This is a genomic window from Liquorilactobacillus sicerae, assembly GCF_029916425.1.
Classification (GTDB): Bacteria; Bacillota; Bacilli; order Lactobacillales; family Lactobacillaceae; genus Liquorilactobacillus; species Liquorilactobacillus sicerae.
In genome coordinates this window covers 1-698 of the sequence record NZ_JAHAVQ010000074.1, presented here as the reverse complement: position 1 = coordinate 698, position 698 = coordinate 1, and the positions used below count along the sequence as shown (strand labels likewise).

The following is a 698-nucleotide window of genomic DNA, read 5'->3' as shown; positions in this document are numbered from 1 at the left end:
ATTAAGGAACATGCCGGTCAGGGGATTGAAAAAGTATATTCTAAAAAAGAATTAATTGAATTGGGAGCCGATCCAAAAGCTGATTTAATGGTTGAAGCCAAAGTAGGATATTATTTTACTGACGAAATTTCAGTTGCTTCTGTAATTGAGGAAGTCGATCCGAATTCAATCGGTCAGACAGATCGATATCATGCCGTTCACGGTTTTCTTCCAACGAAGAAAAATTATCAAACAACTTTGATTTTATCTGGCCCGGGGATTAAGCAAGCTAAAAAAATACGATCGGCTCGCTTAATTGACGAAGCACCTACTTTTGCCAGAATTCTCGGTTTGAAATTTTCCAATCCAATTGATGGCAAGGAAATCAACGATGCCTTTACCGACTAAAAATACAGAGAGAACGAAGAAGGAAAAGCTTAATAAAATTGAGCGTTCTTGGATTTTGTATGATTGGGCTAATTCTAGTTTTGGTATTATCGTTGTTACAGCTGTTTTGCCAATTTTTTTAACTAGTATTGGCCGGAAATCAGGATTTTCTTCTGCTGATATTAATGCCTTTTGGTCCTATGCTAATTCTTTTTCCACCTTATTGGTTGCATTTTGTGCACCCGTTCTTGGAGCGTTGGCTGATTTTGCCGGTATGAAAGGAAAACTTTTTAATTTTTTTACAGTACTTGGGATTGTTTCAACAGCCGGAT

General features: G+C 37.1%; 1 protein-coding gene and 1 pseudogene. Both read left to right on the top strand.

The genetic code is table 11. The features are described 5' to 3' along the window. Positions 1–387, top strand: a pseudogene (locus KH893_RS11265) (alkaline phosphatase family protein); the annotation flags it as partial. Continuing rightward, a partial coding sequence (locus tag KH893_RS11260) for an MFS transporter (RefSeq protein ID WP_281166207.1) occupies positions 371–698 on the top strand: 328 nt, incomplete at its 3' end. The pseudogene KH893_RS11265 and the gene KH893_RS11260, both read left to right, overlap by 17 nt.